The organism is Paraburkholderia fungorum, from assembly GCF_003610895.1.
In the GTDB taxonomy this organism is placed as follows: domain Bacteria; phylum Pseudomonadota; class Gammaproteobacteria; order Burkholderiales; family Burkholderiaceae; genus Paraburkholderia; species Paraburkholderia fungorum_B.
Window position 1 is genome coordinate 606,392 of sequence record NZ_MCAS01000001.1, and the last position, 24,947, is coordinate 631,338.

General features: G+C 62.0%; 20 protein-coding genes. 11 read left to right on the top strand and 9 right to left on the bottom strand.

Annotated elements, in window-relative coordinates; translation table 11 throughout:
* Positions 1-97: 97 nt before the first annotated feature.
* Positions 98-1,000, bottom strand: coding sequence for a LysR family transcriptional regulator (locus BCY88_RS02590; protein ID WP_120342685.1), 903 nt, complete (start codon positions 998-1,000; stop codon positions 98-100).
* A 91-nt stretch (positions 1,001-1,091) separates the two neighbouring features.
* A complete protein-coding gene (locus BCY88_RS02595) occupies positions 1,092-1,889 on the bottom strand; it encodes a carboxymuconolactone decarboxylase family protein (RefSeq protein WP_120342790.1) in 798 nt (265 codons plus the stop codon).
* A 342-nt stretch (positions 1,890-2,231) separates the two neighbouring features.
* Here BCY88_RS02595 and BCY88_RS02600 point away from each other — a divergent pair, with 342 nt between their 5' ends.
* On the top strand, positions 2,232-3,236 hold the full coding sequence (locus BCY88_RS02600) for an aldo/keto reductase (RefSeq protein ID WP_120342686.1): 1,005 nt from the start codon (positions 2,232-2,234) through the stop codon (positions 3,234-3,236).
* A 90-nt stretch (positions 3,237-3,326) separates the two neighbouring features.
* On the opposite strand, the gene BCY88_RS02605 is transcribed toward BCY88_RS02600, so the two are convergent.
* Complete coding sequence (locus tag BCY88_RS02605; protein ID WP_120342687.1) at positions 3,327-4,586, bottom strand: Zn-dependent hydrolase; 1,260 nt, start codon at positions 4,584-4,586, stop codon at positions 3,327-3,329.
* 14 nt (positions 4,587-4,600) lie between these two features.
* The gene (locus tag BCY88_RS02610; RefSeq protein WP_120342688.1) at positions 4,601-5,986 is read right to left on the bottom strand and encodes a dihydroorotase; all 1,386 of its coding nucleotides are present in this window, start codon (positions 5,984-5,986) and stop codon (positions 4,601-4,603) included.
* Positions 5,987-6,109: 123 nt separating this feature from the next.
* On the opposite strand from BCY88_RS02610, the gene BCY88_RS02615 reads away from it, so the two are divergent.
* From BCY88_RS02615 to BCY88_RS02655, 9 genes are all read left to right on the top strand, one after another.
* Positions 6,110-7,000: a LysR family transcriptional regulator gene (locus tag BCY88_RS02615; RefSeq protein ID WP_120342689.1), complete on the top strand. Its 891-nt coding sequence runs from the start codon at positions 6,110-6,112 to the stop codon at positions 6,998-7,000.
* 260 nt (positions 7,001-7,260) lie between these two features.
* Positions 7,261-8,352: a DUF917 domain-containing protein gene (locus BCY88_RS02620; RefSeq protein WP_120342690.1), complete on the top strand. Its 1,092-nt coding sequence runs from the start codon at positions 7,261-7,263 to the stop codon at positions 8,350-8,352.
* A gap of 13 nt (positions 8,353-8,365) precedes the next feature.
* Positions 8,366-10,006, top strand: coding sequence for a urocanate hydratase (locus BCY88_RS02625; protein ID WP_120342691.1), 1,641 nt, complete (start codon positions 8,366-8,368; stop codon positions 10,004-10,006).
* Between the two features lie 4 nt (positions 10,007-10,010).
* Positions 10,011-11,372, top strand: coding sequence for an MFS transporter (locus BCY88_RS02630; protein ID WP_120342692.1), 1,362 nt, complete (start codon positions 10,011-10,013; stop codon positions 11,370-11,372).
* Entirely contained in the window at positions 11,366-13,009 is a 1,644-nt protein-coding gene (locus BCY88_RS02635) for an HAL/PAL/TAL family ammonia-lyase (RefSeq protein ID WP_259461205.1), read from the top strand. The genes BCY88_RS02630 and BCY88_RS02635 overlap by 7 nt, the downstream gene beginning before the upstream one ends.
* Positions 13,010-13,049: 40 nt before the next feature.
* On the top strand, positions 13,050-13,910 hold the full coding sequence (locus BCY88_RS02640) for an MBL fold metallo-hydrolase (RefSeq protein ID WP_120342693.1): 861 nt from the start codon (positions 13,050-13,052) through the stop codon (positions 13,908-13,910).
* Positions 13,911-13,957: 47 nt separating this feature from the next.
* The gene (locus BCY88_RS02645; protein WP_120342694.1) at positions 13,958-15,211 is read left to right on the top strand and encodes an NAD(P)/FAD-dependent oxidoreductase; all 1,254 of its coding nucleotides are present in this window, start codon (positions 13,958-13,960) and stop codon (positions 15,209-15,211) included.
* Positions 15,208-16,032 carry a sulfite exporter TauE/SafE family protein gene (locus BCY88_RS02650; protein WP_120342792.1) on the top strand — a complete coding sequence of 275 codons (825 nt, stop codon included), beginning with the start codon at positions 15,208-15,210 and terminating at the stop codon, positions 16,030-16,032. Before BCY88_RS02645 ends, BCY88_RS02650 begins: the two co-directional genes overlap by 4 nt.
* Before the next feature lie 203 nt (positions 16,033-16,235).
* A complete protein-coding gene (locus BCY88_RS02655) occupies positions 16,236-17,342 on the top strand; it encodes a porin (protein WP_120342695.1) in 1,107 nt (368 codons plus the stop codon).
* Positions 17,343-17,495: 153 nt separating this feature from the next.
* On the opposite strand, the gene BCY88_RS02660 is transcribed toward BCY88_RS02655, so the two are convergent.
* The 5 genes from BCY88_RS02660 to BCY88_RS02680 form a co-directional block, all read right to left on the bottom strand.
* On the bottom strand, positions 17,496-18,035 hold the full coding sequence (locus BCY88_RS02660; RefSeq protein ID WP_259461206.1) for a fasciclin domain-containing protein: 540 nt from the start codon (positions 18,033-18,035) through the stop codon (positions 17,496-17,498).
* Between the two features lie 138 nt (positions 18,036-18,173).
* Positions 18,174-19,355: a porin gene (locus BCY88_RS02665; protein WP_404935664.1), complete on the bottom strand. Its 1,182-nt coding sequence runs from the start codon at positions 19,353-19,355 to the stop codon at positions 18,174-18,176.
* Between the two features lie 139 nt (positions 19,356-19,494).
* Positions 19,495-20,802, bottom strand: a complete 1,308-nt coding sequence (locus BCY88_RS02670) for an MFS transporter (protein ID WP_120342698.1) — start codon at positions 20,800-20,802, stop codon at positions 19,495-19,497.
* A gap of 35 nt (positions 20,803-20,837) precedes the next feature.
* Complete coding sequence (locus BCY88_RS02675; protein ID WP_120342699.1) at positions 20,838-22,232, bottom strand: M20/M25/M40 family metallo-hydrolase; 1,395 nt, start codon at positions 22,230-22,232, stop codon at positions 20,838-20,840.
* A gap of 62 nt (positions 22,233-22,294) precedes the next feature.
* Entirely contained in the window at positions 22,295-23,890 is a 1,596-nt protein-coding gene (locus BCY88_RS02680) for a carboxylesterase/lipase family protein (protein WP_120342700.1), read from the bottom strand.
* 133 nt (positions 23,891-24,023) lie between these two features.
* Between BCY88_RS02680 and BCY88_RS02685 the strand changes: the two genes are divergently transcribed.
* Entirely contained in the window at positions 24,024-24,941 is a 918-nt protein-coding gene (locus BCY88_RS02685; RefSeq protein WP_120342701.1) for a LysR family transcriptional regulator, read from the top strand.
* The last annotated feature ends 6 nt before the right edge of the window (positions 24,942-24,947 follow it).

Here is a 24,947-nt window from a genome sequence, read left to right on the forward strand (position 1 = left end):
AGCCAGATAATAGGGATAGTCGTTCCTTCTATTAAGCCCACAAAACCGCAAACCCTGATGAGCCACAGTCATGAATCCCGGGGAAGCCTCGCTGACCTCAGCCCGTTTTCGGCCGATAACGCAGCGAATCGATAACCAGAGCCAAGGCTCGTGAGGACTCTGAACGGCTCGCGTAGTAAGCGTGCAAACCCGGGAACGTTGGACACCAATCGTCGAGCACGCGAACAAGACGTCCCGCCGTGACGTGAGGCTGTGCCAGATCCGACGGCAAGTAGGCAAGACCATAGCCTGCCAATGCGGCGTCGAGCATGTGATAGGTGCCGTTGAACGAGAGCTGCCCCTCCACGCGGACCTGAACTTCACGACTCCCCTTTTTCAGCTCCCATGCGTAAAATCCGCCGAGTGTCGGCAGGCGCAGATTGATGCAATTGTGCTGCATCAGATCCTGCGGCGTCTTTGGTAGCGGCCTGTTCTCCAGATAGGCAGGCGAGCCGACAATCGACATCTTCATCTCCGCGGCAATGCGAACCGCGATCATGTTCTTCGCGACCTGATCGCCTTGACGAATGCCGATATCGTAGCGGTCCGCAACGATATCGGTGAGCCCGTAGTCCGTGATGATCTCGACCTTGATCTCCGGATATTTTCGAAGCACCTTGGACAACCTTGGCCAGAGAATCGTGTTGGTGGCGTAGTCTGTCGCCGTGATGCGAATCGTCCCGGCAGGTTTGCCGCGAAGCTCGGTTACCGCCATCAGTTCAGCTTCGATTTCCACGAAACGAGGTGCTACCGTCTGCAGGATACGTTCGCCGGCCTCGGTGGGAGACACGCTGCGCGTGGTTCGCGTCAGCAGCCGCACGCCAAGCCGGCTTTCGAGCGCCCGGATGGTATGGCTCAAAGCGGATTGGGACACACCTAGCTGGGCGGCCGCGCGGGTAAAGCTGCGTTCGCGCGCAACAGCGATAAAGGCGAGCAGGTCGCTGAAATTTTCGCGTGGCATTGATGAACCGATCTCATAGGCGTTGGCGGAATTTAACCACTAGTCACACGCGAGCGCATTGATTAAATTCGCCATGCCGATAGCGGCTGAACTAACCGGGCCGCTTCTCCAACACATCCTTTACAACCGGCAACGCGGAAAATACGTTGGGCCAACCCGCATAGAAGGCCAACTGAGTCATCACTTCGGAGGCTTGCGCCTTCGTGAGGCCGTTGTCCATGGCGCGGTTCAGGTGATAAGTCAGTTGCGCGAATTGTCCCGTGGCGACGAGCGCACTGACCGTCACCAGGCTTCGGTCCCGGGGCGCCAGACCCGGGCGCAGCCAGAGATCATGAAAGAGCGCTTGCGTCGTATAGTGCACGACACCTGGCGCCACTGCGCCGAAGTTATTTTCTACGGCAACTGCCCGTTGAGCCTCCGCGGCCTCGTCGATTGGAAGTTGTTCGCCAGCAACCGCGGGAAGACCGGATAGCGTGATCCCGCGCTTATCGAACACAGGTCTTGCGGCTACAACGGCCGACGCCGCATTGCCCCATCCAGAATAGAACGCCAGATGCGCGATGATTTCGGCAAGCTCCTCCGGCTTCACCCCGCTGTCGAGCGCCAGGTTCAGGTAGTACGGCATCTCAGTGGTTTGATTGCGCGCAATCAGCACCGCTAACGTAACGATGCTGCGATCCCGGGCAGGCAGTTGCGGACGCTTCCAGAGATCGCCGAGCAGTACGCCATTCGTGTAATGCTCGAGCGCCGGTGAGACGGTGCGCATATCATCAGGCGCGAATGTCGGCGGAGGAGAATCTGCTTTCGTCATATCGGTTGTCCTTTCCATTTGCGCACACGCGCCAAGCCCCAAAGAGAGCACTGTCGCCACTACGGCAAAAGATTTCATCTTGCGGTTCCGTTCCATAGGCGAAAGGCGCTTCGGGCGAGTCGTGCGCGTGACACGCGATGTCTGCGAGTTCGTTACCAATCTAACCATCCCGCGCGCGCGTGACTAGACGCTGAATCCTGCAAACACTTATGAATCAGGTTCATTAGTCATTCATCGAGCCTGATGTCCGCTTGTCGCGATCAGTGCGATCGGCGCACTTCGCATGGCGGCCGACGCATGCGGGCGTCCACGCAAATTAATGAATCACCTTCATAACAGCATGCGGTTTCATGGTCTTAATCTCTAGACAATGAATGTCTATCATGCACATCACAGGAAAAGCCTGCATGGAGAAAAGCAATGGACTATCGATATCTGGGCCGTAGCGCCCTCAAAGTGTCGCCCCTGTGTCTGGGCGCGATGATGTTCGGTGGCGAAACGGACGAAACCACCTCGAAACGCATCATCGACAAGGCGTTCGATCAGGGCGTCAATTTCATCGATACGGCGGACGTCTACCACGCCGGCCGTTCTGAGGAGATCGTGGGGCGCGCGGTTGCCGAGCGGCGCGACAGTTGGGTGATCGCCACGAAGTTCGGCTATCCGGCCACTCAAGGTCCGAACGAACAGGGGCAGTCGCGCAAGTGGATCATTCAGTCGGTGGATGCAAGCCTCAAACGCCTGGGTACCGACTACATCGACATTCTCTACTTCCATCGCGCGCTACTCGATGCGCCGCTCGAAGAAGGCGTACGCGCTATCGGCGACCTGATTCGTCAAGGCAAGGTCCGTTACTTCGGCTTGTCGAATTTCCGCGGCTGGCGCATCGCTGAAATCGTGCGACTTGCCGACCAGCTCGGCATTGATCGGCCGGTTGCAAGCGAGCCGCTCTACAACATGGTGGATCGCACCGCCGAGGTCGAGCAACTCCCCGCAGCCGCACACTATGGCATCGGCGTCGTGCCTTATAGCCCACTCGCTCGTGGTGTACTGACCGGCAAATATGCGCTGGATGGCGCGCCGCCAGCCGATTCGCGCGCCGGACGCGGCGACAAACGCATCCAGCAGACCGAATGGCGCCCCGAGTCGCTGGCGATCGCGCAGAAGGTCGCGGCTCATGCTGCGGCACGCGGCACGAATTCGATTGCTTTCGCCCTAGCGTGGGTGCTCAGGAACAAACTCGTCAGTTCGACTATCGCCGGCCCTCGCACTGAGGCGCATTGGGACAGTTACGTTCAGGCGCTGAGTGTGGAACTGGGACCCGACGACGAGAAGTTTGTCGACAGTCTGGTGCCGCCGGGGCACGCGTCGACGCCGGGGTATACGGATCCGGGGTATCCGATCGAAGGCCGCCGCGCGGTTTGAAGCGGCGTAGCAAGTCGAGTCGCCCTCCCCGGGAGCATTGCCCCCGGGGCAGCGCTATTCCTGCAACAGGGCGACCCATTCGTCGAAGCGTTACAAGCTGGCATCCAGCTCACGGATCGTCTGATAGAGAACCCGTGTGCCATCGAGCAACTGCTGCGGCTCGATCCATTCCTCCGGACAATGACTGCGCCCATTCAGACATGGGATGAAGATCATCCCGATGGGGCCGGTCGGCGCGACATACACGGCGTCGTGCCCCGCGCCGCTCGGCAGACGCATGGTGGCGTATCCCAACACCTCTGCCGCCCGTTCGACGGCATTCATCACAAGCGGCTGGCAGTCGGTCGGTTTGGAGCGGCTGACATGCACCGCGCTGGCGGACACACGCAATTCAGCGAGCGCGGCCGTGGCGCCAGCCATCAGGTCTTCGGGAAAACAATCGAGGACTGCATCGCTGTCACTGCGCACTTCGAGCATCAGTTCGACATGCCCCGGCACCGCGTTCGGCACGTTCGGCGTCATCGCAATCCGGCCGATCGTCGCCACCACGTAGTGCGGATGGCCGCTCCACTTCGAAGCAAGCCGGTACGCGCCATCAATCAGACGCGCGGCGCCGACCAATGCGTCGCGGCGAATATCCATCGGCGTGGTGCCCGCGTGGTCGGGCTGGCCCGTGACGGTAATCAGCACGCGCCGAATCCCGACGATGTTCGTGACGACGCCAATCGGCAACTGCCGGCTTTCCAGCACCGGCCCCTGCTCGATATGCAACTCGACAAAGGCCGCCGTGCTCTCCGGCGCGCGCAGCGCTTGCGTCAACGCATCGGGATTGCCGCCAATACGCTGCAGCGCCTGTCTCAACGATTCTCCATCCGCATTCTTCGAAACCAGCATGCCCGCGTCGAGCACACCCGAAAATGCCCGGCTTCCCACACACGAGATCCCATAGTCGCTCGGTTCTTCAGAGAGAAAATCGATCACTTCGAACGGGTGGTCGAGCGTGATGCCCTGTTCGTTCAATGTGTGCGCCACCTCGATGCCCGCCAGCACGCCGATGATTCCGTCGAAGCGGCCGCCGCCGACCACCGTATCGCAATGCGAACCCGTGATGAGCGGCTTGCTCGCACGCCCCGACCCTTCGCGCCGGCCGATCAGATTGCCGCCGGCGTCCTGCGAAACACTCAGGCCGGCGCCGAGGAATTCACCGCGCAACCACGCACGCGCCTCTTCGAACAGCGGTGAAAATGCCCGGCGTGTCCAGGGGACGTCGGCACGCGTGAACTGACTGAGACGCTCGACACGGGCATTCAGACGCTCGGCGTTGATCGGCGGAAAAGGAAGCTTGGACATGGCGGCGGGTCGCTTCACGAAGCGGCCGGCATCATGCCGGCACGGTTAAAGGATGCAGGGCGCAGGAAACGTCCATCGCCGTTCTGATTGACGACGCGAACGCCGTCGAAGACCTGTTTTCCACGGCAGTAAGTCGCCGCGACGCGCACGGTGAACTCCATGCCTTCGAACGAACTCCATTGCACGGCAGACAAGCTGTGCGACGGGTCAAAAGCATAACGCTCAGGCGTGAGAATCACGAAGTCGGCCTCGGCGCCGGTGTCGAAGGTGCCTTTGCGATCATGCAGCAGGAAGTGGCGCGCGGGGTTGCGCGCGAGTTGTTTTGCAACCATGGTCGGTGCAATGCCGTGGTTTTCGCAGCCGGTCCAGAACGCCGGCAACAGCGTTTCCAGCCCCGGGCCGCCCGATGAATTCCTGAACACGTTCGGATTGCCCTTGCGCTCGAGTCCCCAGCTCACGTGGTCGGAGGAGACGAAGGTACACGCGTCGTTTGCGATGTGACTCCACAGCAGTTCGGTCTCCGCCTTCGGCCGGATCGGCGGATAGTGCTTGGTCTTCGCGCCGAATCGCTTCGTGTGCTCTTCGTGATTGAGCATCAGATACTGCACGCACGTTTCGATGCTGGCCTGATGACCCGCCTTGCGATACATGGCGCACAGCTCGAAACCGCGCGACGTCGAGACGTGCACCGCGTGAGCGCGCGCGCCGGTCTCGGCGCCGATCTCATAGATCAACGCGGTCGCGAGATTCTCGATCAACGGCGTATGCGCGCGCAGAAAGGCGTCCCAGCCGGTATCGCCCGCGTCGATCATGCGGCTCACGTTCTTGCGCGTCAGGTCCTGCATCTGGTTGTGCACGCCGCACACGAGTCCGGAGGGCGCGATCAGCCGGAACGCCTCGTACAGGTCGTCCTCTTCCACGCGAGGGAAACGGCCAGGGGTCGCCTCGAACGTCGAGAACTTGAACGCGCAGACGCCGCCGTCGATCAGCCCGGCGGCCGCCTCCAGTCCATGCCGGTCGTTGAGCGTGCCAAACAACGCGACGTCCACATGGCAGTCGCGCTCGACCTCGGCAATCTTCGCGTCCAGTTGCGCGCGCGAGGCCACTGGTTCGGGATCGTCGTAAGGCATATCCACCATCACGGTCACACCGCCCGCCGCCGCCGCGCGCGACGCGTGGCCGAGGCCCTCCTGATTCGCCTGGCTGCCCGAATGAACCTGTCCGTCGATCACGCCAGGCATCACCCATTGCCCGCGTGCATCGATGAAATCTTTCGCGGCCGGCGGCGGCCCGTCGCCTCGCAGCGCCACGCGGCCGTCGCGCACCGCCAGCCAGCCATCCTTCACGACGCGCTCCGCGTCGACGATATTGCCGCGCACCACCAGATCGAAATCGCTCATCTTGCCTCCGTCTCCCGCGCCTATAGCGCTCGGTATCACCTGAATTCCGGGCAAGTTTAGACAGCGGCATCCCAAAATGTCTTATGCTTATTTATCCGCCCCACATAACATCAGGTTAATCGTTTGCGACTCAATCTCAGGCAAATCGAAGTCTTTCGCGCAATCATGCTGACGGGGTCCATCAGCGGCGCAGCCAAGCTCCTGCACGTCTCGCAACCCGCTGTTTCAAGGCTGATTTCCTATACGGAACAAAGGCTCGGGCTGTCGCTGTTCGAGCGCATCAAGGGGCGGCTCTATCCCACGCCCGAAGCACGGCGGCTCTTTACCGAAGTGAACGTGGTCTATCAGGGCGTGCAGCGCGTCAACGAGGTAGCCGACGATCTGATCGAAAACCGCATGGGCCATCTGCGCATTGCGTGCAGCCCGAACCTCGGGCAGTCGCTGATTCCGCGCGCCATCGCCTTGTTCTACGAGCGCTTTCCCGATGTCCGCATCATCCTGCACACGCTCTTGCCCAACATCCTGCTGCAGGCGGTTCTGACGCAGCAGGTCGACGTGGGCATTGCGTTCATGCAGGAGACCCATCCCAACGTGCAGATCCGGCCCATTCACGAGAACCGCATCGTCGCAGCGCTGCCCGTCGGTCATCCGCTCGCGCAGCACGACACGCTGCATGTGCGCGACCTCGTCGATCAGCCGTTCATCGGCTACGGCAGCGACATTCCATTCGGGCAACTGGTGCGCAAGATGTTCGTCGACGCCGACTGCACGCTGCGCATCAAAACCGAAGTCCAGCAGGCTCACGTTGCCTGCGCGCTGGTCCAGGCCGGCGTCGGCATCGCGCTGATCGACGAACTGACGATCGGCGGTCCGGCATGGTCGAACATGGTCGTGCGGCCGATCGAGCCGGTGATCGCGGCACCGGTCAGCGTGATTCACGCCGTGCTGGAGCCGCTGTCGCGCACGGCGCAAGCGTTCATCGCCACGCTCGAAACGCTGCGCACCGAGCTCTGATTTCCGGTGCGACTGGCCTATTCGCGTATACCCGCCCCATAACATCGCGTTATGTTCCCGCCATAAAAAAGCAATAACGCGTTAAAAAATTGGTTCCCTAGACTCATCCCCATTCGATCGCCGCACCGCTCGCCGGCTTGCCCACAAGCAAGCCGCCGGCCGTATGACCGCACGGTTCCGGCTCGCGCTTCGTGAGAACGGCAAACCGGCGGCAAGCGTGTGCAAGCTCGCGCATTTCTTAACGAACAAAGGGGAAAGACATGGGACGCATCCTGAACTTGAAGGACGTGGAGGCCGCCGTGAAAGGGGGCTCGGTGTTCGCCTGCGGCGGCGGTGGCTGGGCCGCGCATGGCCGCGAACTGGGCACGCTCGCGGTGACGATCGGACGCCCCGAACTGGTGTCGATGGACGAGTTGCCCGACGACGCATGGATCGCCACCGCCGCGGCAATCGGCGCGCCCGGCGGCCTCACCGAATGGGAGATGCTCGGCGCGGATTACGTGAAGGCCGTGCAACTCGTGCAGGACGCGCTGGGCGCGCCGATCGCGGGCTTGATCATCGGTCAGAACGGAATGTCGAGCACGCTCAACGGCTGGCTGCCCTCCGCGCTGCTCGGCACCAAGGTCGTGGACGCGGTCGGCGATATTCGCGCTCATCCCACCGGCGACATGGGTTCACTCGGTCTCGCCTCCAGCCCTCAGCCGATGATCCAGGCCGCTGCCGGCGGCAACCGCGCGAACAACGCGTATATGGAGCTCGTAGTGCGCGGCGCGACCGCCAAAGTGTCGCCGGTGCTGCGCAAGGCCTCCGACATGTCGGGCGGATTCATCGCCAGTTGCCGCAATCCGGTACGCGCCAGCTACGTGCGCAAGCATGCCGCGCTAGGGGGCATCAGCCGCGCGCTGGCGCTCGGCGAAGCGATCATCGCCGCGGAATCGAAAGGACCCGGCGCGGTCGTCGACGCGATCTGCAAGGCGACGCAAGGCACGATCATCGGCAGCGGCAAGGTCGTGCGCAACACGCTGAAGTACACCGACGAAGCGTTCGATGTCGGCGTGGTGGAAATCGGTACCGGCGCACAGCGCTGCCTGATTCACGTGATGAACGAACACATGGCCGTGGACGACGCGCACGGCGCGCGCATCGCCAGCTATCCGGACGTGATCACCACGCTCGATTCGCAGGGGCTTCCCGTCAGTGCCGGCAATCTCAAGGAAGGCATGGAGATTCTGGTGCTGCACGTCCACAAGACGCATTTGCCGCTGTCGTCCTCAGTGCGCGATCCCGCGGTCTATCCGCCGGTCGAGAAAGCGCTCGGCATCGGTCTGTCCGCCTACGCACTCGCCGACTAAAGGAACACCGACCATGAAACGCGAATTCAACGTGACTTCCGGAATCACGCTGCGATGCAAAGGCTGGCGGCAGGAGGCCCTGCTGCGCTTACTGGAAAACGTGCTGGCCGTGGGTGAAGACCCGGCTCAACTGATCGTCTACGCCGCGCTCGGACGCGCCGCGCGCGATTGGCCTTCGCACGATGCAATCGTCCATGCGCTCAAGACGATGACCGAAGACCAGACACTGGTCGTGCAGTCCGGCAAACCCATCGGCCTGTTGCGCACGCATGCCCGCGCCCCGCTCGTGATCATGGCCAATTGCAACCTGATCGGCCAGTGGGCCAAGGCGGAGAACTTCTACGACCTCGAACAGAAAAACCTGATCTGCTGGGGCGGCCTCACGGCGGGCGACTGGCAATACATCGGCTCGCAGGGCGTGATCCAGGGCACGTATGAAATCTTCTCGCGGATCGCGGAGCGGCACTTCGACAACGATCTGCGCGGACGCTTCATCCTGACCGCGGGCATGGGCGGCATGGGCGGCGCGCAACCGCTCGCCGGCCGCATGGCGGGCGCGGCGATCCTGACGGTCGAGGTCGATCAGGAACGCATCGACAAGCGGATGAAGATCGGCTTTCTCGAGAAGCAGGCCCGCGATCTTGACGAGGCGCTCGCCATGATCCGCGATGCGCAAGCGAAGCGCGAGCCGTTGTCGGTCGGCTTGCTCGGCAATGCAGCGGAGATCTATCCCGAGATCCTCGCACGGGGCGTGATACCGGACATCGTGACCGACCAGACCGCGGCGCACGATCTCGTCTACGGTTACGTGCCGATCGGACATACCCTTGAACAGGTCCGTGCGCTGCGCGCCACCGACATCCCCGCGCTGATGAACGCGAGTCGTGCCTCGATCGTCCGCCACGTAAGCGCGATGCTCGGTTTCAAGGACCGCGGTGCGATCGTTTTCGACAACGGCAATCTGATTCGCACGCATGCGAAGGAAGGTGGCGTCGAGCGCGCGTTCGAGATTCCGATCTTTACCGAAGCGTTTTTGCGCCCGCTGTTCTGCCGCGCGATCGGCCCGTTCCGCTGGATCGCGTTGTCGAACGATGCCGACGATATCCGCAAGATCGACGACTACCTGCTCGATCATTTCGCGGACAACGCGATCGTCGTCAACTGGATCAGGCTGGCGCGCCAATACGTGCCGTTCGAAGGGTTACCGGCGCGCATCGCATGGCTCGGTCATGGCGAACGAACGGAACTGGCGCTCGCGGTCAACCGCATGGTGCGCGAAGGGGTGCTCAGCGCTCCGGTTGCGTTCACGCGCGACCATCTGGACGCGGGCGCCATGGCGCATCCGAACATCATGACCGAGAACATGCGCGACGGGTCCGACGCGATCGCGGACTGGCCACTGCTCAACGCCATGGTCAACTGCTCGTCAATGGCGGATCTCGTCGCGATCCACTCCGGCGGCGGCGGCTACAGCGGCTACATGACGAGCGCGGGCGTGACGGTGGTGGCGGACGGCACCCGCGAGGCCGACGAACGGCTGCAACTCTCGATGACCAACGATACGTCGATGGGTGTCATGCGTTACGCCGACGCCGGCTACCCCGAAGCGCTCGATGAAGCCGAACGCAAGTCCCTGCCCCACATCCGGATCTGATTCCATGTCCAATACGAGTCACGTCGCGGCAACCAGCGCCGCCGCCGAGGTCCCGCCGACGCCCAGTACGCTGAAAACGGGGCGCCGTGCGGTACTGGCGGCCTCCATCGGCAATGCGCTGGAGTGGTACGACTTTTCGGTCTACGCATTCTTCGCGGTGTATATCGCGCAGAATTTCTTTAGCCATGGCGACGCCGGCGCCGAACTGCTGGAAGCGTTCCTCGCTTTCGGCCTCGGCTTCGTGGTGCGGCCACTGGGCGCGCTCGTGCTGGGCGTCTATGGCGACCGAGCGGGCCGCAAAGCCGCGCTGAGCGTCACCATTCTGGTCATGGCGCTGGGTACCGCGATCATCGCGTTCGCCCCGCCCTATACCGCGATTGGCTTCGGCGCGCCGTTGCTGATCGTCTGCGGACGCATGCTGCAAGGCTTCTCAGCCGGCGGCGAAGTCGGCGGCGCCGCAGCGTTTCTGATCGAGCACGCGCCGCCGGACAAGAAGGGCAAGTACGCTTCCTGGCTGCAGGCGAGCATGGCGATCTCGAACATTCTCGGGGCCCTGGTTGCGACGGCCGTCACGCTGCTGCTGACCCGCGAGCAGGTTGGTGAATGGGGTTGGCGCGTGCCGTTCATTCTTGGCCTCGCCATCGCGCCGGTTGGCTTGTGGCTGCGGAAAACGCTTCACGAAACGCCCCAGTTCGAAGCCGAAATGGATCGCCGGCATCGCACGCACCAGGCCGCGAAAACGCCGCTGCTGCAAGTCGTTCGCGACTATCCGAAAGCACTGGCGACCGGCTTCGGCTTCTCGATCCTGTGGGCGGTCTGCGTGTATGTGCTCATTATCTTCATGCCCATCTACGTGCAGCGAACCCTGCATTTTCCAGGGCAGCAAGCCTTCCTCGCGGCCTTGATCGGCAACTGTTTCATGGCGGTCGCATGCGTCTATGCCGGCGCATGGTCCGACCGCTTCGGCCGCCGCACCGTGTTGACGTGGGGCGCCACGCTGATGCTGGCCGGCGTCTACCCGCTGCTTGCGTGGCTGCAGGCAACCCACACCCTGGGCGCGCTGATCGTGGTTCAGGTGGCGTTCTGCGTGATGGTCGCGCTGTTCACCGGGGTCGCGCCCTCAGCGCTGTCCGAGCTGTTTCCCACCCGTGTGCGTTCCACCGGCATGTCGCTTTCCTATAACGCAGCGGTCACCATTTTCGGCGGCTTCGCCCCGGCCATCCTGACGTGGCTCACCGAGCGCACGGGGAATGCGTTTGCACCCGCCTGGTACGTCATGGCCGCCAGCGCCGTCGCGTTGATTTCCATTGCCTGTTTGCCTCGCCAGATTAAATTTCAAATAAATAAGGATATCGAATCATGCTGAGACCAATCCGGTGCGCGATTATCGTCGCCACCCTGATGCATGCACCGTTTTCGTTTGCGGACGTCGTGCTCGACGGCCGTTCGGCCACGCCGGAGATCATTGCCAGCATTGCCGATGGGGAAGCCGTCAGTATCGCGCCGGTTGCGATGAAGCGCGTTGAAGCCGCGCACGCCGTACTGCTCGAGGCCGCGCAGGCCGGCCAACAGATCTACGGATTGACCACCGGTGTCGGGGAGAACAAAGACCGCTCGATGGTCGATGCGAAGGGCAAGCTGACGCAGGAGATCATCGACGCGTCGGGGCGCTTCAACGTCGGCCTGATTCACGCGCATTCGGGCAGCGTCGGTCCGGACATGGACGTACGCACGGCGCGCGCGGCAATGGCCGCCCGCCTGAACGCGATGCTCGACGGTGGCGCCGGCGTGCAGACCAGTATCGTCGACACCTATGTGCAGTTCCTGAATCGCGGCGTGACGCCGGCCATGCCGTCGGGCGGCTCGCTGGGCGAGGCCGATATCACCATTCTGAGCCACGTGGGTCTGGCCATGCTCGGTGAGGGCGACGTCTACTATCAGGGCCGCAAGATCCCCGCGGCGGAAGCGCTCAACGCGGCCGGCATCAAGCCGATCAAACCCTACGGCAAGGACGCGCTCGCGATTCTGAGTTCGAACGCCTATTCCGCCGGCATGGCCGCGCTCGCACTCAACGACATGGGCCACCTGCTGAAAATCTCCAAACTGGTCTACGCATTGAGCCTGCAAGCATTCAACGGCAATGTATCGCCGTTCCTGCAGGACACGCTTGCATTGCGCCCGTTCCCTTATACCGTGCGCACCGGCGAGGAGCTGCGCACGCTGCTGGCCGGCAGCAGCATCTGGAATCGTGACGACAAGCGTGCGCTGCAAGATCCGTTGAGTTACCGGGACGGTGTCTATCTGTTAGGTGAAGAAGCGCGCGCATACGCAGGCGCGCAGGCCTTGCTGAACATCCAGCTCAACTCGTCCGACGACAATCCTGGTGTCGCCGTGGGCGTCAAGGCGCACTCCGCGCGCTGGCAGGATCGTCGTGGTTACGTGGATGCGAACGGTGTGACCGGCGCCGTGCTGCCCAGTGCCAATTTCGAGCCGTTGCCGTGGGTGTTGTCGTTCGAAGAGCTTGGGCTCGTGCTTGGGCACAACTCATTGGCGTCGGCCCAGCGCATCATGAAGCTGAACGACCCGCAACGCAGCGGCCTGTCGCGCTTCCTCGGCACCGAGCAGACCGTGCATGCGTTCGGCGCGATGGAAAAGCCGCCGGTGGCGCTGGCCGAAGCGAACAAGGAACTCGCGATGCCCGTTTCGATGGACTACCTGCCGGTTGCCGGCGACATCGAGGACATTGCGACCAATGCGCCGCGCGTGGTTGAGCGCGTGCAGCAACAGATCGACAACAGCTACACGCTGCTCGGTATCGAGTTGATTCACGCCGGCCAGGCCGTCGATCTGCGCAAGCAACAGCAACCGGACTTCACGCTCTCCCCGGCCACTGCGAACCTGTACACCGCGCTGCGCGGCAAGGTCGCGTTCCTCGATCGCGACCGGCCGCTCACGCCGGATTTCCGTGCGGCTGCCGCGTTGCTGCATGCGTATCCCGGCTGACGCGCGCACAGACGCTCGACCGCCCATTCCGGAGTCCACCATGAAGCCCTGCGTTGAAGCATTCCACGATCCGCAGACGTCGACCGTGACCTACGTGGTGTACGAAGCCACGGGTTCCGCCTGCGCGATCATCGACGCGGTGCTCGACTATGAACCGCAGTCCGGCCGGATTTCGACCCGGTCCGCGGATCGCGTTATCCGCTTTGTGACCGAGCGGAACCTGCGGGTGCAGTGGCTACTGGAAACGCATGCCCATGCCGATCACATATCGGCAGCGGCGTATTTGCGAGCAAAGGTGGGCGGCGCGATTGCGATTGGTGAACACATCGGTTCCGTGCAGAGCGTGTTCGAACGGATTTTCAATCTCGAGCCGTCCGCGCACGCGGGGCCTGCGCCCTTCGACCATCTGTTTGCCGATGGTGAAGTCTTTCAGGTCGGCGCGTTGACCGGCCGTGTGATGCACGTTCCCGGGCACACGCCGGCCGATGTGGCTTATATGTTCGACGGCATGGCGTTCATGGGCGACACGTTGTTTATGCCCGACGTCGGCACGGCGCGTTGCGATTTTCCAGGCGGCGATGCTTGCACGCTGTACGAATCGATTGGCAAACTGTTGAGCTTGCCGTTGCAGACGCGTCTGTTCGCCTGTCACGACTATCCGCCCAATGGCCGTGAAGCGCAGTGGGAAACCACGGTGGCCGAGCAGAAAGCGGCGAACATTCATGTCCGCGATGGCGTCACGCGCGGCGAATTTGTCGCCATGCGCAATGCGCGCGATGCAACGCTCGGCCAGCCGGCGTTGATCATCCCGTCCATTCAACTGAACATCCGCGCGGGCGTTTTTCCAGCGGCAGAAGAAAACGGTGTGAGCTATCTGAAGCTTCCGCTCAATGCGTTTTGAAGCGGCCGGCAGATAAAGCAAATTAATCTGGAAGCATAGGTATCGCGATGAGTACGAATGCAGCATCTTCAGGCAACACGGAAACCTTCGACGTCGTGGTGATCGGCGGCGGCGCCGCGGGCATTGGCGTAACAGCGAGCCTGCTGCGCCGTCGGCCCGGCTTGCGCATCGCGATCGTCGAACCGGCGGAGCGCCACTTCTATCAGCCGGCGTGGACACTGGTTGGAGGCGGCGCGTTCGACATCGACGACACGGTGCGGCCAATGTCGTCCGTGATGCCTCGGCAGGCGCACTGGATACAGGCGAGCGCCAGCGCAATCGAACCGCAGCAGCATTGTGTCCGGCTCGCGGACGGGCGCACCGTCGGCTATCGCAGCCTGATCGTCTGCCCCGGCTTGCGGCTCGCATGGGAAAAAATCGAAGGTCTCGAAGAAACGCTGGGCAAGAACGGTGTGACGTCTAACTATCGATTCGATCTCGCGCCGTACACCTGGAAGCTTGTCAGTGAGCTGAAAAACGGCAAGGCAATCTTCACGCAACCGGCCATGCCGATCAAATGTGCGGGTGCGCCACAGAAGGCGCTTTACCTGTCTTGCGACCACTGGCTCAAGACGCGCGTGCTCGGCCAGATCGACGTCGAATTCAATCTTGCCGGGGATGTGCTGTTCGGCGTCGCGGCCTTCGTCCCGTCGTTGACGAAGTACATGGAGCGCTATCACGCGGCGCTGGCGTTCGGCTCGAACCTGGTGAGCGTGGACGGCGCTCGCAAAGTCGCGACGTTCAGCGTGAAGGATGCGGCCGGCGGTGTCGTTCGTATCGAGAAGCCGTTCGACATGCTGCACGTCGTCCCGCCTCAATTGCCGCCAGACGTGGTCAGCAAGAGCGAGCTCGCGGACAAAGCAGGCTGGTGCGAAGTCGATCACGCCACGCTTGTACACCCGCGCTATCCGGACGTTTTCGCGCTCGGCGACGCCTGTGCGGCGCCCAACGCCAAAACAGCCGCGGCCGTTCGCAAACAGATCGTGGTCGTCGCGGAAAACCTGCTGGCCACGATCGATGGCAATCCCCTGCCCGCACGTTATGACGGATACGGCGCGTGTCCGCTGACGGTCGAGAAGGGTAAGGTTGTTCTGGCGGAGTTCGGCTACGGCGGGAAATTGCTGCCGACCTTTCCGCTCGATCCCACGGTGCCACGTGCTTTGGCGTGGCATCTGAAAACTGGCGTCCTTCCGTGGCTCTACTGGAACGGCATGCTGAAGGGCCGGGAATGGCTCGCCGGTTCGACGCGGCCGCAAGCATGAGCGCACTGTCATTCGTCACGTTGACGAGCACCGCGCTTGGCGCATGTGTCGGCGCCACGCTTGCGCTGACCGGAGCGGGCGGCGCAATCATCGCCGTGCCACTGTTGATGTTCGGCTTGCAGCTTTCCGTGATCGAGGCGGCGCCCATCGGCCTGCTCGCGGTGGCGTCGTCGGCCATGCTCGGCGCGTTCCTTGGACTTAGGGCGGGCATTGTCAGATATCGCGCGGCGGGCTTGATAGCGGCCGCCGGGATGCTCATGACCCCGGCGGGCTTGTGGGCCGCGCGGCATATGCCGAACACGCCGCTGACGGTGTTGTTCGCCGGCGTGCTCGCCTGTGTCGCGGTTCAGATGTACCGGCGGGCAAGCGGATCGCATGGCGCTTCTTCGTCGGCGCAATTCGTGCCTTGCCGCCTCGATACCGCATGCGGCCGCCTGGTCTGGACACTGCCGTGTGCACGCGTGCTGGCCATGTGGGGCGCGGTAGCGGGTTTCCTGTCGGGATTGCTGGGTGTGGGCGGCGGCTTCGTGATCGTGCCCGCGCTGAAGCGATCGACCGATCTGCCCATGCAGACCATTGTCGCGTCCTCGCTCGGGGTTATCGCGCTTGTTTCCATGACCGGCGTGGTGTCGTCAGCGCTGCAGGGACATATGGACTGGCCGATTGCCACTCCGTTCGCGGCGGGCGCGGTGTGCGCCATGCTGGCCGGACGCGCATTCGCGAGGCGCTTGAGCGGTCCCCGGCTGCAGCAGGGTTTTGCGGTGATTGCCGGGTTGATTGCGTTTGGGTTGGTCGCCAGAGTGGTGTTGAACCACGTCTGATCGTTCAAGGCGCAAATAACAAACTATCTGAATTCTATAAATATAGTTATCCGAAATAACAATAAGCGGATACACCGGACCACGCTTAAAGTATTGGGTGGATGAAATTCCGCAGCCAGGGCGCCCGCTTGTTGGTCATTGTCGTATCAGGTGCATTTTTCCAAAAACCGATCCATCCCCAACCTTCTAGATCAGGCGTTTATATGATAAAAAAATTTGCAGCGATTATTCCGATCGTGGTCGCCGCGTCGCCGGTACATGCGCAGAGCTCGGTCACCTTATACGGCATCGTGGAAGACGGCGTCGACGTGGTCAGCAACGTACAGGGCAGCCATCTGGTGCAGCTTGCTTCGGGCGTCACGGCGGGTAGCCGCTGGGGCGTACGCGGCACCGAAGATCTGGGCGGCGGGCTTTCCACGGTTTTCCGGCTCGAAAGCGGCTTCGACCTCAACTCCGGGCGCCTTGGCAGCGGTCTCGCGTTTTCGCGCAATGCCTATGTGGGGCTGCAAAGCCAGCAGGCAGGCACAGTGACGTTCGGACGCCAGTGGGATTCGATCGTGGATTTCGTCGAACCTTATACGCTGAACGGCAACATCGGCGGCTATTACTTCGCGCATCCGAACGACATGGATAACACCGATAACGGGTTCCCCATCTCGAACGCCATCAAGTACCGCAGCCCGACAATCGGCGGCCTCACGTTCGGCGGGCTCTATGCGCCAGGCGGCATCGCCGGGAAGTTCTCCGACAACACCACCTACAGCGCCGGGGCGACCTATGCGATGGGGCCGGTCAGCGCGGGCGTCGGCTATTTGCGCATCAACGATCCGGGTGTGTCGACGCAGGGTTATCAGAACTATCCGGGTTTCACGAATGCGGTTTATGGCGACTTCCTCGCAGCCGCGAGAGCGCAGAAGGTATTCGGCGTGGGCGTGGCGTATCAGGTGCTGACATCGGTGCGTGTGCTCGCGGATTTCACCAACACGATTTTCCAGCAAGGCAGTTCCGGACATGATGCGACATTCCAGAACTACGAGCTATCCGGGCTGTTCAATCCCACACCGGCGATAACCATCGGCGCCGGTTATACCTACACCACGGGTCGCGACCATGCCACTGGCGCGCAACCCAAGTACAACCAGTTCAACCTGACTGCGGAATACGCGCTCTCGAAGCGCACGTCCGTGTATGTGCTGGGTGTATTCCAGAAAGCAGCAGGGGATGCGCAGGTTGCCCAGATCGCAGGATTCAACCCGTCTGGGAATCAGAAACAGGCGGTGGGGCGTTTCGGAATCCGCAGTGTATTCTGAGCGCGACAGGTAAAGCGGATCGGCTTGCGATCATCGCCAAACCATGGCGAGGGTCGCAAGCACAAGAGAAAACTTCCGCCCATTGGCAGTCCGCGGAAACACGCACCGACTGCAGTCACCAGGACTGAAGAAGAACAGCGCGCGCGGAATCCGCTATTTCGGCATCAAGACCTTATCGACAACCATGATGACGCCGTTGCTCTGGGTCACGTCGTAGGTCGATATGTCCGCAGTGTGGCCGCCGGCATCCATTACTACGATGTTGCGCGGCCCGTTTTCCGTGAACGTCAGCGTCTCGCCGTTGACTGTTTTCAGTTCCGCCTTTCCGCCACCAGCCTTGATGGTCTGGTCGAGCTTACGGAAATCGTATCGGCCCGGGATAACGTGGTACGTCAAGATGCTGGTGAGCATCGCTTTGTTTTCAGGCTTGACGAGCATATCGACCGTGCCGGCCGGCAGCGCCGCGAATGCTTCGTTCGTCGGCGCAAACACGGTGAACGGGCCTGGGCTCTTTAACGTATCGACGAGACCGGCGGCTTTGACCGCGGCGACGAGCGTGGTGTGGTCGGCCGAGTTGACCGCGTTATCCACGATGTCTTTGTTCGGGTACATGGCCTGACCGCCAACCATGACCGTGTCGCCGGCGGCAAAGGCACCTGAAACAGCTGCCGACAATGCGGCAGCGACGAACATAGTCCTGTATTTCATTGCGTACTCCCCCAAGGGTGCCACGCGTGATTGCGCGGCCTTGACTGCATATACGGGGAATACTTGCGAATGGATTCGAGAACGGATCGTTGGTGACAACAAATTTCGATGTTCCCGCGCCGGTCAGAACTTGTGCCGAATCCCCACGCGCACAGCCGCCGCATGATTGTTGCTCGACGGCGTGAGCAGATTGACCGCGGCGACTGCGGTGACATCGCGCGAATCGACACCCGATGCCTTCTGGTAAACCGCGATTACGTACAGGTCGGTGCGCTTCGAGAGGAAGTAATCGGCCCCCGCCGACAGCTGATGATAGGTAGCGGCCGGTTTTTCCCCGTTCGACGTCGAAACACTGCCGCCGGTCGTATAGTCGTAGGCTGCGCCCAGCAGCAACGCGGGAGTCAGCTGATAGCTCGCATTCGCCTCGACGTTGTTGAACACGGCCGTGCCTGAGTACCCGTGCGGGTTCGCCCCGCTCGAAAGATCGCCGAGACCGGCATAGCGAATGTTCGAATAGGTCACACCGACCGTTGCGCGGCCAAAGGTATATGCACCCGCTGCCGCCGCCACACTGTAGCTATGCGCGGAGATGAAGCCGGTTGTCACGGGAGAACTCAGCGCAACAGTGGCCGGCGTGATGGTGGTGGAACTGCTGTTGCTGAAAAATCCCGCGTTTGGCGTGCGTGCATTCAGGTAGGCGGCACCGAGGCGGATCGGACCACTCACGTAATTGGCGCCGACCGACCAGACCTGATTGGCGGTCACCGACCCGGCCACGCCACCCGGCGCGTACATCCCGCTGAACGAAAACCCGCCAAGGTTGGTACTGGTGTACTTGATCGCGTTATTGGTGCGGACCGTATTGTTGAAATTGTCGAGGTCGCCCGGGTGAGCGGCGATATACCCACCCCACTGGTCGCCGACAGCAAATTCGCCCAACGAAGTTACCAGCGGATCGTACTGTCTTCCCAGCATCAGCGTGCCGTACCGGTTCGACGACAGACCGACATAAGCCTGTCTGCCGAACATCCGGCCGCCTTGGCCCAAGGCGCCGGTATTGACGTCGAAGCCGTTCTCCAGCACGAAGATGGCGGCAAGACCTCCACCTAGATCCTCCCTGCCCTTCAAGCCCCAACGGCTGCCCTGAATAACCCCGCTCGACAGGTTGTACAGCGCTTTTCCTCCTGCATTGGACTGGTAATTGACGCCTTCGTCGATCACACCATAGAGCGTGACCGATCCCTGTGCGTGGGCCATTGCCGGCAACGCTGCGGCCAGAACCAAAGTCAGACTTTTCTTGTTCAACTGGATCTCCATTTTTTAAGGACGTGTTCATCCGCGTGTCCCCGACGGGGACACGACGGTGTAGCGCTAACAAACTCAGATTGATCGAAGGATCACGATTCCGGCATCCGTCACGGCACGGGGGCGCCGGACCGGATGCTCAGCCGCTCACGGGTTTCTCGACATACGGCCGGATGATGAGAAGCGAGAGCGTGGACAGCAGGATGCCGGCCGTGATCGCTATGGCCGGGGCAAACCGGTTGCCGGTGAAGTCGGTCAGCCAGAGCGCCACCGGTTGAGTCAGCCCGCCAAACACGGCAACCGCGACGCTGTAAACCGTGCCGGTCGCCGTGACGCGGATCGACTTCGGAAACAGCTCGGGGATCAGCGTCACCGAAGGCGAACCCTGCAGCGTGTACGGAATGATCAGCACCACGATCACCACGAACAGGCGCGACAGGCTCGGTGCGCTGCTGAGCCACGCATAGGCCGGGTAAAGGCTCGCGATCAGGATCACGCGGCCCACGACGATTGGAAGCGTACGTCCCACCGCATCCGCGATCTTTCCCGCTAACGGCGACAGCACCGCGAGGAGAACACCGCTCGCGAGCGCGCACGCATACGATCCCGTTTCACCGAGCTTCAACGCGTGGACGGCATAGGTGGGGATAAAGAAAATCACCATATATGCGGTGATGGTGCCGCCCATCAGCAGGAGAATGCCGCCAAGCAGGTTTCTGCCATGGCCGCTTAGCAAGGTGCTCAAGGGACGATGCGGAGCGCGTTGGCCAGCGGGTTCCGTAGTGGGCTCGAGCTCACTGAGACGCCGGCGAATCAGCACGCCGGCCGGCAAGATCGCGGCACCGCAGAGAAACGGAATCCGCCATCCCCAGTCGTAAAGTGCATCGTGCGGCAAAGCGTATGAGAGCACCGTTGCAAAGGCCGCGCCGAGGGCGATGCCGATGCCCTGACTCGCGAGTTGCCAGCTCGTGTACCACGCACGCGATCCGGAAGGCGAGTACTCCAGCAGCACGACAAGGGAGGGACCGACTTCGCCGCCCGCCGAGAAGCCCTGAATCAGCCGCGCCACGATCATGATGCACGGAGCCGCGATGCCGATTTCCGCATAGGTCGGCGCGAGGCCGACCATGCACGCACCCAGCGCCATCAGGGACAAGGTGAGTGTCATCGCGGACCGCCGTCCGGCGCGGTCCGCATAGATGCCAATCAGCACGCCGCCCAATGGGCGAATCAGAAAACCGACACCGAACGTCATGGCGGATAGCAGCAACTGACCCTGCGCATTTAGCGGCGAGAAGAAGTTCTTGCCGATCACGATCGCAAAGAAGCCGAATACCGTAAAGTCGAAAAACTCCAGCGCGTTGCCGATGGTGGTCGCAACCAGCAGATTCGTTCGCGATGTAGCAGCCGGTTCATAGGCCGGTATATGTGTCGCTTGATTTGGCATTTACATCCCCTGGTCGGAGTGACGAACGCGTCGCGTCATGGCTTGTTGAAGGCTTCCACCGGGAAGCGGCCCAGTTCGTCGAGCAGCAAGGTCCATCCGCGTGTGCCCTCCTCGATCGAACTCAGGCGGAAGAATTCATTCGGCGCGTGCACGTCCTCGTCGGGCAGGTTGTAGCCGAACATCAGCGTATCGACGCCTAGCATCTCCTTGAATACAGCCGTGATCGGCACGCTCGCGCCGAGGCGCACATGCACCGGTTCGCGGTCATATTCGCGGTGCAACACGGCTCGCGCCGCCCGCACAAGCGGATGACTTTCCGCCAGTGTCGAAGCAGGCGCGCCGTTAAACTGGCTGACTATCTCCAGTTCGACGTCTTCGGGACATGCTGCATGCAGATGCTGCACGATCGCACGCAATACCTGTTCCGAGGTTTGCCCCTCGACGATGCGCACGGTGAGTTTTGCGCTCGCCGTGTGCGGAATGATCGTCTTCCCGCCGAGCCCGGTATAGCCGCCCCACATGCCATTGATGTCGAGTGCGGGCCGAAGCGTGATCTGCTCGCGCACGCTGTAACCCGGCTCTCCATGATGGTTCGCACCAACCTCATCGAAGAAAGCGTTCGCGTCGAACGGAAACGCTGCCGTGTCGGCTTTCTCACGTGCATCCGGCTCGCAAGCGCCGGCATAAAAGCCAGCCACCGCAACCGTGCCATCGGGCCGGTGCAACGACGCGACGAGCGACGCCATTTCATGCAAGGCGTTGCGCACGCAACCGCCATACCGTCCCGAATGGAGATCCTTGTCCGCTGTGCGAAGGCGAAATTCCAGTTGACCGCTGCCGCGCGCCCCTGTGTTGATGGTGGGAAAAACCGCGCTGGCGCGACCGCCGTCCGCGGACAATATCGCATCCACACGCAGCAATTCGCGATGACGTTCGATGATGGCGTTTAATGTCGGGCTTCCGGTTTCCTCCTCACCTTCCAGGAAAACCTTCACGTTCACCGGACACGCGCCGGACACCGCGAGAAACGCGGCGATCACTTCCAGTGCGATCGTGGTCGAACCCTTGACGTCCGACGCACCGCGCGCATAAATGCGGCCGTTCTCGTACGTGGGTTCGAATGGCGGAGTGCGCCACATGTCGCCAGGTTCGGCGGGTTGCACGTCGTAATGACCATAGATCAACACCGTGGGCTTGCCGGGCGCGCCGAGCCATTCACCGAAAACGGCCGGCTCGCCGCCCCCGTCCAGTTCGCGCACATTCGCGAGTCCCATCTCCCGTAAGCGCAAAAGAAGAAAGCTTCGGGCGTCACGCATATGAGTCGCGAACGTCGGATCGGCACTGACGCTGGGAATACGCAGCAGGGCGTCGAGCCGGGAACGTATGCCGGCGTGGTCGGCATTCAGATAGTCGATTACTTTTTGAATCATGGGTTCGTCCGGTTGATGAGTCCGCGGGCGTGGCTGGCTTTTCCCGCGGCGATACTGCAAGTTCAGTAGATCGCGGGGAATACGCCTTTGCCCCACAGCGTGCTGCATTTGTGCGTCGTCTCGAACGCCGTGTTCGATGCAGTGATCGACGGTATCGTCAGCTCCACCATCGACCGGTCAGACGGGCCCGCATAGCGCGGCCAATTGGGCAACGTGGCATCGGTCTTATTGCCGTTCGGATCGCCGTAGCGCGCGAAGTTGGCCAGATACGTCTTCATCTTTCCACCGAGTGCCTGCATCGCCGGATTCGTGCTGGCGGTGCTTACATCCGTGGGACCGAACCAGTACGTCGCATCGAGTCCGTGCTGCGAACCCAAATAGAAGCTCGTTGGATTGCTGGGGAACGAAAGCGCGGGATCGGTGAATTCCCAGCCATACACAGACACCCAGGCCGACAACTCGTCACGGCGCGAACTGTTGCCGCATCCATACATGGCGTCCCCCATCGCGCGCGCAAAACCCTGAGCCGGGACTGCGTAGTTGGCGAGCGGGTACGCGGCGTCGATCTGCGTCATGTCATAGCCGGGCGGCGCCAATGAAGCCAACGCCGGAAGATAAGCTGCGGCCGGCAGGGTCGGCGGAACGAACAGGGTTCCTTCGTCGTACACACCACCGATCATCACCGGCACACGGTTGAAGTTGCCCGCGGCAAACGCGAGAGACGGCACCTGGGTGACGACGTGGCCGTCCACGGTGGGACGCCACTTACCTGCTCCCTGTGCCGCGACGATATCGGTCGCGGATTGCGCGCGCAAACAGGCCACCACGTCCGACGCGCTCGCGCATCCGGTGGCGGCGATCAGCGTGTTGCCTTGTGTCGCGGCGTCGCTCGGTTGGAGGTTGGAATAAGGGCCGCCACCGCCGCTCTCCATCACCGCCTTATTAAATAGTCCCTTCGATGCCGGCGATTCGAGCAGCGTGAAGGTCGACGTCGCGCCAGCCGACAGTCCCCAGATCGTCACGTTGTCCGGGTCACCACCGAACGCCGCGATGTTGTCGTGTACCCATTGAAGCGCGGCCTGTTGGTCGAGCACGGCAAAGTTGCCGAGGTTCGGGTCTTGAGTATCCGCCTGCAGCGCTGCATTGGCCAGATAGCCCAGGGCGCCGAGCCGGTAATTGAAGGACGCGTAGACCAGGTTGCCCTGGTTTGCGATGGTCGAGCCGTCCACCTGCGCACCGGAGCCCTGCACGAACGCGCCACCGTGGATATAGACGAGCACCGGCAGCTTGCTTCCAGGCGTGGCTGAAGCGGGCTTCTGAACATTGAGGTAGAGGCAATCCTCCGACATCTGATCCGCCGTGATGTCGTTGTTCGCAACCGACTGCGGACAGGCTTTTCCATATGCCGTGGCGCTGAGCGCGCCGCTACGTTGCACAGCCGGTTGCGGAGGACGCCACCGCAGGGCGCCTACGGGTGGTTGAGCGTACGGTATGCCCAGATACGACATCACGTTGCCGTTTGCGGTGCCGGTGACCGGGCCCTGTTTCGTCGCCACGGCCGACGGCTGAATGCCGCCAGACGAACCGCCGCCCCCGCATGCCACCAGCGAATGCACCGCCAATAGGGCGATGGTTGTTCTGAAACGTCTGATTTTCATGTCTCCTCCTTGCGTCTCGTTGTTTCAACGTGACCCAGAGAGTAAAAATCCGAAATCCATGTGTCCAATGCATTGTTTTTCTCATTATGATTACATTGTCTGATACATCGTTGTCGAAGGAGACTCGCGGCAAATGAACCTGCATCACCTCATGCACTTTCTGGCGGTCGCGGACACAGGCTCGTTCAGCCGCGCGTCCGAACTCGTCCACCTGACGCAACCAGCGTTGAGCCGCAGCATCCAGATGCTCGAGCAGGATCTGGGCGCGCGTCTGATCGACCGGGTCGGCAAGCGCAATGAATTGACGCCCCTGGGCGTGGCGGTGGCGGAAAAGGCGCGCCGGATCGTGTCGGAAACCGTCGATCTCAAACGCACGGCCGAGTTGTTGAGTCAGGGCGAGGGCGGCCAGATCAGGCTGGGGCTGGGATACGCGCCGAGCGCCATGTTCGCGGGACCTTTGCTCACCTATATGCTCAGCCACTATCCGCGGGTCGACGTGCATCTTTCGACAGCCAGTCCCGACATACAACTCGCCGCCCTGCGTGAGCGGACGCTCGACGCGCTGCTGGTGCATTCACGCGCGGTGCGACCTCATGACGATCTTCACCTCGACCTGATCGGTACCGCACAATCGGGATTCATGTGCCGGCGCGGGCATCCATTGGCGCGCCGCCGCAACGTCGGTTTCGACGAAATCCTCAATTTTCCCGTGGTCTCCACCATGCTCAGCGACGAGGCGACGCGCACCCTGGTGGAACAATTTGGTCCGGCAGCTCACTCGGCCCGGCTATTGCGGGCGTCCGCCGACTCCGCGACCGCCCTGATCGAAGCGGTGAACGCCACCGACGCCATTTTTCTCGGCGCCTTGGGTACGGCGCGAGCGTGGCTCGAAAAAGGCGAGATTGTGCTGGTCAAGCTCGACCGTCCGCTCGACATCGACGCACCGTATGCCTTCGTCACGCTAGCCGGGCGGACCCAGTCACCTGTGCTCGAAAAGGTTCGTGTGTTCTGCACGCAGTTGGTTGCGCAGAAGATAAGGAATGCGACTTGAGGCGAT